Here is a 306-nt window from a genome sequence, read left to right as displayed (position 1 = left end):
TTTTAAAATGATACTTTCCTATAAAAAAGGTCAAGGATTGAAACCAACTGGTATAAATATTTATAGTAAGAAAAGTGGTCAATTACTTCAAACTATAACTAATTTACAAGGAATCGACTGGTCAGTATCAGGAATAGACTCTGACTATTTTAAAGCAAATATTGATAAATATGATGTCGATTTAGATTTTCATGATTATGATTATATCTCTTTTCCTATTAAGAATGAAGAAATTAACAATATAGAGTTATTACAAAAAAGATCGACAGATGATTTTTATTTTAAAATGATACTTTCCTATAAAAA

Annotated in this window: 1 protein-coding gene; it reads left to right on the top strand. The window is 24.5% G+C overall.

The annotated features are described in order from the left end of the window. Positions 1 to 37 precede the first annotated feature (37 nt). Positions 38 to 306: hypothetical protein (locus H3T54_RS11805; RefSeq protein ID WP_198222679.1), on the top strand; the 269-nt coding region annotated here is incomplete at its 3' end.

The organism is Gilliamella sp. B14384G10, assembly GCF_016101685.1.
GTDB classification, from domain to species: domain Bacteria; phylum Pseudomonadota; class Gammaproteobacteria; order Enterobacterales; family Orbaceae; genus Gilliamella; species Gilliamella apis_A.
Note: the sequence above shows the minus strand (reverse complement) of the source record. Positions and strands in the feature narration are given on the sequence as shown.